General features: G+C 71.7%; 2 protein-coding genes. Both read left to right on the top strand.

Annotated elements, in window-relative coordinates:
• Nucleotides 1-65: 65 nt before the first annotated feature.
• Nucleotides 66-3,269, top strand: coding sequence for an ATP-dependent helicase (locus tag EEJ31_RS06395; protein WP_233563764.1), 3,204 nt, complete (start codon nucleotides 66-68; stop codon nucleotides 3,267-3,269).
• On the top strand, nucleotides 3,266-6,517 hold the full coding sequence (locus tag EEJ31_RS06400) for an ATP-dependent DNA helicase (RefSeq protein ID WP_123045458.1): 3,252 nt from the start codon (nucleotides 3,266-3,268) through the stop codon (nucleotides 6,515-6,517). The genes EEJ31_RS06395 and EEJ31_RS06400 overlap by 4 nt, the downstream gene beginning before the upstream one ends.
• The last annotated feature ends 145 nt before the right edge of the window (nucleotides 6,518-6,662 follow it).

The raw sequence follows: 6,662 nt of genomic DNA on the forward strand, positions 1-6,662 counted from the left end.
TACGGCAGTTCGGCCACGCCGCGGCGCCGCAGGGAATGTCAGAGGCAACCGTTACCGTGGTTTTCGTGAGCACCACCGGAATCGAGCTGCGAGAAGACGCCACCTCGGCCCAACATGCCTTCGACCGGGTGCTGCTCGACGACGGGCAGCGCCGCGTCCTCGATCTCCCCGACGGGGCGTCCGCGTCCGTCATCGGCGCTCCGGGCACGGGAAAGACCACGGCGCTTATCGAGCTCGTCGCCGAGCGGGTACTCGGCCGGGGGTACTCACCGAGCGAGATCCTGGCCCTGGCGCCCACCCGCAGCGGTGCGAGCGCCCTCCGCGACACCATCGCCCTGCGCCTGGGCGTGCCGACCAACGGTCCCGTCGCCCGCACCGTGAACTCGGTGGCGTTCCAGATCGTCACCGCCGCGCGCGCCACCCAGGGCGAGCCGGCCCCGACCCTCCTCACGGGCGGCGAACAAGACCAGATCATCGCCGAGCTGCTGCAGGGGCACCTCGAGGAGGGCACCGGCCCGGCGTGGCCCGACCACCTCGGCCCCGACGTGCGCCGACTGCGGGGCTTCCGCACCGAGCTCCGCGACCTCATGATGCGCGCCGTGGAGTACGGGGTGCCGCCCGTCGAGCTCGCCCGCCTGGGCGCCCAGCACGGGCGCCCGGAGTGGCAGGCGGCCGCCGAGTTCATCCGCGACTACGAAGACGTGAAAGACCTCGCCCGCCCGGGCCAGTACGACTCCACCGAGCTGGCCCAGTATGCGGCAGCCGTTGTGCGGTCCGCGCCCGCCGGCACCGCCGCGGTGCTCGGCCCACTCGCGGGCCTCCGGCTGATCCTCGTCGACGACGCCCAGGAGTGCACCCAGGCCACCCTCACGCTGCTGGCCCAGTTCGCCGCGCGCGGTGTCGCGGTCGTGGCGTTCGGCGACCCCGACATCAGCACCGGCTCGTTCCGCGGGGCGCACCCCGACACCCTCGGGCGCCTCGCCGCGCACCTCGGGTCGCTGCCCCCGGGTACCCCCGCGCCCGAGGCCATCGTGCTCGACACCGTCTACCGGCACGGCTCCTCCGTGCGAACCGTCGTGCGGGAGGCCGCATCCCGCATCGGCGCCGCCGCGGCCGGCACCCAGCGGGCCGCCGCGCCAGAAGCGGATGCCGCTCCCGGCACCGTGCAGAGCGTGGTCGTCGGCAGCCCCGCCGAACAGCTCGGGGTGATCGCCCGGCGTCTCCGGGAACGCCACCTGCAGGGCGACGTGCCGTGGAGCGACATGGCCGTCATCGTGCGGAGCGGGTCGCTGGTTCCCGTGCTGTCGAAGGGACTCGCCGCCCTCGAGGTGCCCACACAGGTGCAGGCGGCCACCACGGCGCTTCGCGACGAAACGGCCGTGAAGGCGTTCATCCTCGCCCTCGACGTGACGATGGGCCGCCGGCCCCTCGACGGGCGGAACGCCGTCGACCTGCTGCTCGGGCCGCTCGGCGGCCTCGACCCGGTCACCCTGCGGCGGCTGCGCGCCGCGCTTCGCCAGCAGGAGCTGGCCGGCACCGGCAACCGCAGCGCCGACGAGCTGCTCGTCGAAGCGCTCACCGTGCCGGGCCCGCTCGCGCTGATCGACAACCGCACCGCCCGCCGTGCGGCGGCCTTCGGCGAGAGCCTGCGGCAGGCATCCGCCGATTACCGTGCCGGCGCCACGATCGAAGAACTTCTGTGGGGGCTCTGGGAGCGGAGCCGACTCGCCACCGGCTGGCGGGAGCAGGCTCTCGGCACCGGCATCGTCGCCGACGAAGCCAACCGCAACCTCGACGCCGTCGTAGCCCTGTTCTCGGCCGCGCAGCGGTTCGTGGAACGCACCCCTTCCGCCCCGCCCCTGCTGTTCCTGGAACACCTCGTCGACACCGACGTGCCCGAAGACACCCTCGCGCCCCGCGCTCAGGGCGACGCCGTCGTGGTCTCCACGCCCGCGGGCACGATCGGGCGGGAATTCTCGGTCGTGGTGGTCGCCGGCGTGCAGGACGGCGTCTGGCCCGACCTTCGCATCCGCGGGTCGCTGCTCGCCGCCGGAGAGCTCGCCGCGCTCTGCTCCCAGCAGCACGCCTCAGCCACGGATGCCCGCACCGCCGTGGTGCACGACGAGCTGCGCATGTTCGCGCAAGCGGCGTCGCGCGCAACGGCCGAGCTGCTCGTGACGGCCGTCGAGAACGAAGACAACCGGGCATCGGTGTTCTTCCGGATGCTGCCCGAACCCGATCCCGACCCGGTCACGCGGTATCCGCTGTCGTTGCGCGGTCTCGTGGCGCGGTTCCGGCGTGACCTCACAGGCGCACTCCGCCCCATGGTCGACGCCGGTCGCGAGTCGCTGCCCCTCGCGGCACTGCCGCCGCGGGCACGGGACGCGGCCCTCGGCCTCGCCCAACTGGCCGATGCCGGGGTACCCGGCGCCGACCCGTCCGAGTGGTACGGCATGCGCCCGCCCTCCACCGTGCAGCCCCTCAACGACCCGGAAGCCGGGGACGGACCGGTGCGCGTGTCGCCCTCGAAGATGGCGTCGTTCGAATCGTGCCCGCTGCACTGGTTGATCGGGCAGCTCAGCGGCGGGGGCGGCAGCACCGCTGCCAGCCTCGGCACCATCATCCACAAGGTCATGGAAGACGCCGTCGATCCCACGCCCGACGCACTGTGGGCGGCCGTCGAGGAGCGCTGGGGAGAGCTGACCTTCGACGCCGACTGGCAATCCGACGTGCAGAAGGCACACGCGCGTGAGCTCACCGATCGCCTCGCCGCGTACCTCGCCGACTTCCGCCGCAACGGCTCCGCCCTGCTGCAGGCGGAGGGCGGCTTCGAATTCGCGATCGGCAACGCCGTGCTCTCCGGCACCATCGACCGCGTCGAACAGCTGGCCGACGGCCGCGCCGTCATCGTCGACCTGAAGACCGGCAAAGGCGACCCCATCGCCGACGACGGGGTCGTCGACCACCCCCAGCTCGGCGCCTACCAGCTCGCCTTCCACGAGGGAGCGATCGACGGCATCCCCCCGGGCACCGACCTCGCCGGCGCGCAGCTGGTCATCGTCTCCTCGGGCACCACGAAGAAGAACTACCGCGACCCGATGCAGCAGCCGTTCGCGCCCGACCAGCGGGAGGCATTCCGGGAGCGTGTCCTCGCCGACGCGGCAGGCATGGGCGGGGCCACGTTCCTGGCCAGGATGGACGAGCACTGCCTGGACCCCTGGTCGTTCGGATCCTGCCGCATCCACATCATCACGCAGGTCAGCTCGTGAGCGCACGGTCAGCGGCCGAGATCGCCCACGCCCTCGGCCTGCCCCGGCCCACCGACGAACAACAGGCCGTCATCGAGGCGCCCCTCGCACCCACCCTCGTCGTCGCCGGCGCCGGAAGCGGCAAGACCGAGACGATGGCCAACCGGGTGCTGTGGCTCCTCGCGAACGGCCATGTCCGGCCCGACCAGGTCCTCGGGCTCACCTTCACCCGCAAGGCGGCCGGCGAACTCGCCGAACGCATCAACAATCGCATCCGGCAACTCGATGACGCCGGACTCCTGCCGGCGAGCGACGACACGGGACAGGGCGCCGACGCCGCCTCCGACCTGTTCAACAGTCCCGCCGTCTCCACCTACAACTCCTTCGCGAGCCGGCTGTTCTCCGACAACGCCCTGCTCCTCGGCCGGGAGCCCGAGTCTGCGCTGCTGTCCGAGACCTCCGCGTGGCTGCTGGCACGGTCGGTGGTGCTCGAGCGCGGCGACCGACGGCTCGTCGCGTTCGGCAAGAACGTCGACGCGGTGACGGATGCCGTGCTCCGGTTCAGCAGACTGCTCGCCGAGAACCCGCCGGCGCAGTTCCCCGGCGAGCCGGAACGGTCGCACGACGTCGCCGGGCTCGCCGAAGGTTTCGCCTACCTCGCCGACCTTCCCTACGGCTCGGCGCGCAAGACGAAGCCGTTCGACTCGGTCGTGACGGCCCTGGAGGCGGTGGCTCCGCTGCCGGTGCTCGGCGACCTCGCCGAGCGCTACCAGCAGGAGAAGCAGCGGCTCGGCCTGATCGAGTTCTCCGACCAGGTGGCCCTCGCGCTGCAGATCTGCCGGCGGGTGGAGAGCGTCGCCCTGCGTTACCGTGACCAGTACCGGGTGGTGCTCCTCGACGAATACCAGGACACGTCGGTGCTGCAGACCGAGCTGCTGAGCACGCTGTTCGCCTCCCACCCGGTGATGGCGGTCGGCGACCCGCACCAGTCCATCTACGGATGGCGCGGGGCCAGTTCCGCCAACCTGCTCGGCTTCTCCCGCGACTTCGCGCCGAACGGTGGGGCGGCCAGCATGTCGCTGTCGTACACCTGGCGGAACCCTGTGCGGGTGCTCAACGCGGCCAACACGCTGGTCGAGCCGCTGAGCGCCGCGCTCAGGGCCCGGCCAGGCGGCATCCAGGTCGAGACGCTCAAGGCGCCATCCGGCAAGGCCGCGGGCGCGGTCGAGGGGATGATGTGCGAGAGCCTCGCCGAAGAGGCCACCGCGGCGGCCCGCTGGCTGGCCGCGCGCCTGCCCGACGGCACCGTCCAGACCGCCGCGATGCTGTTCCGGGCGCGCCGCGACATGGAGTACTTCGCCGAGGTGCTGCGCGAGCACGGGGTGAAGGCGCACGTCCTCGGCATCGGCGGACTCCTCTCCACACCCGAGGTGGCCGATGTCGTCTGCGTGCTGCGTGTCGTCCACGATCCCGGCGCCGGGAGCGAGCTGATCCGTCTCCTCACCGGCGGTCGCTGGCGCATCGGTGCCCGGGACGTGCAGGCGCTCGCCCGCGTCGCCGGCTGGCTCGCCTCGCACGACTGGGCGCAGCAGGCGGTGAGCGACGAGATGAAAGCGAAGATCCGGGCATCCGTCGCCGCCGAGGAAACCACGTCGCTCGTGGACGCGCTCGACTTCGTCGCCTCAGCGCCCCCGTCGCACGGCCAGCTCGCGGGTTTCAGCGCCGACGGGCTGGAGCGACTCCGCGACGCCGGACGCCTGCTGGCATGGTTCCGCTCCCGGTCGACGCTCGCGCTACTGGACCTGGTGCGCCTCATCGAGCAGGAGCTGCTCCTGGACATCGAACTCGTCGCCAACGAGACCAAGGGGCTGGGGCTGGCCAACCTGCACGCCTTCCACGACAACGTGGCGGCGTTCCAGGCCAGCGACGACGACGGCAGCCTCGCCAGCTTCCTGCGCTGGCTCGACCGTGCGGCCAGGCAAGACGACATGGGTCCGCGTAGCGAGGCATCGGAACCGGGAACCGTTCAACTGCTCACCGTCCACGGTTCCAAAGGACTCGAATGGGACTACGTGGTCATCCCCGGCCTGACCGAGGACTCGCTGCCCGCGAAGGCGAAGGAGACGACCGGCTGGGTGCGCTTCGGCGAGCTGCCCTACCCGTTCCGCGGTGACCGCAACGAGCTTCCCCGGCTGCGCTGGCGCGACCACGACACCCAGAAGTCCTTCGACGAGGAGTTCCAGGGTTACAAGGAGGAACTCGCCCACCGGCACGATGCGGAGGAGCGCCGGCTCATCTACGTCGCCACCACGCGCGCCCAGCAGCAACTCCTGCTCACGGGGGCGTTCTGGGGCGCCGGCACGCGCGTGCGAAAGCCCAGCCGCTTCCTCGTGGAACTGGCCGAAGCGGGCATCATCGAGGCGCTCCCCGCGGGCAGCGCCTTCGACGACAAACCCGACGCCGACCGGGGCCCCGAGGAGCACTGGCCGTTCGACCCGCTCGCCGCCCGCCGCCGCGTGGTCGAAACCGCCGCCACGCTGGTGGAGGCTGCGCCGACAACGGATGCCGAGACCCCGTTGGCCACGGACATCGCCCTGCTGCTGCAGGAGCGCGCCGAGCGAGCGCAGGGCGGGAGCGGCGCCCTCCCCGCGCGTATCCCGGCGTCCCGGTTCAAGGACTACGTCGACGACCCGCTCGGCGCGATCGCCCGCGTGCGGAGGCCCATGCCCGAGCGGCCGTACCGGGCCACCCGCCTGGGCACCTTGTTCCACAGCTGGGTGGAGCAACGCTCCGGGGGAGCGTCAGCCGGTGACCTCATCGACATCGTGCCGGCCGAGCTGGACCTCGACGCCGACGACGGCGCGGGTCAGGGGGTCGAGGAGCGACTGGCCGCACTACAGGCCACGTTCGAGCGGTCCCCGTGGGGTGCGCTGCAGCCCGAGGAGGTCGAGATCGAGATCCACTATGTGCTCGCCGGCCAGGTCTTCATCTGCAAGCTTGACGCCGTGTATCGCACGGAGACGGGATTTCAGGTCGTGGACTGGAAGACCGGCAAGGCCCCCAAAGACGCAGCCGACCTCGAGCTCAAGCAGATGCAGCTCGCGCTCTACCGGCTGGCGTTCGCGAGCTGGCGGGGCATCGACCCGGAGCAGGTCGACGCCGTGTTCTACTTCGTCGCCGACGACCAAGTGATCCGCCCCGAGCGGCTCTACTCGGAAGCCGATCTGGCGTCGGCGTGGTCAGCGGTTCTGGCCAGCACCGCGCGGTAGTCCCGACGCCGCTTCATTGCCTGGTGGGTGGTCTGAGTCGGCCGCCGCGGCGTGGTGTTTGGTGGATGTCGACGGTGACCGGGGGGATGAACCAGGGGACGTTGTCGATGACCTGGATCTTCCAGCCGTGGCGGTGGAGCAGGTG

The organism is Cryobacterium tepidiphilum (assembly GCF_003716325.1).
GTDB lineage: Bacteria > Actinomycetota > Actinomycetes > Actinomycetales > Microbacteriaceae > Cryobacterium > Cryobacterium tepidiphilum.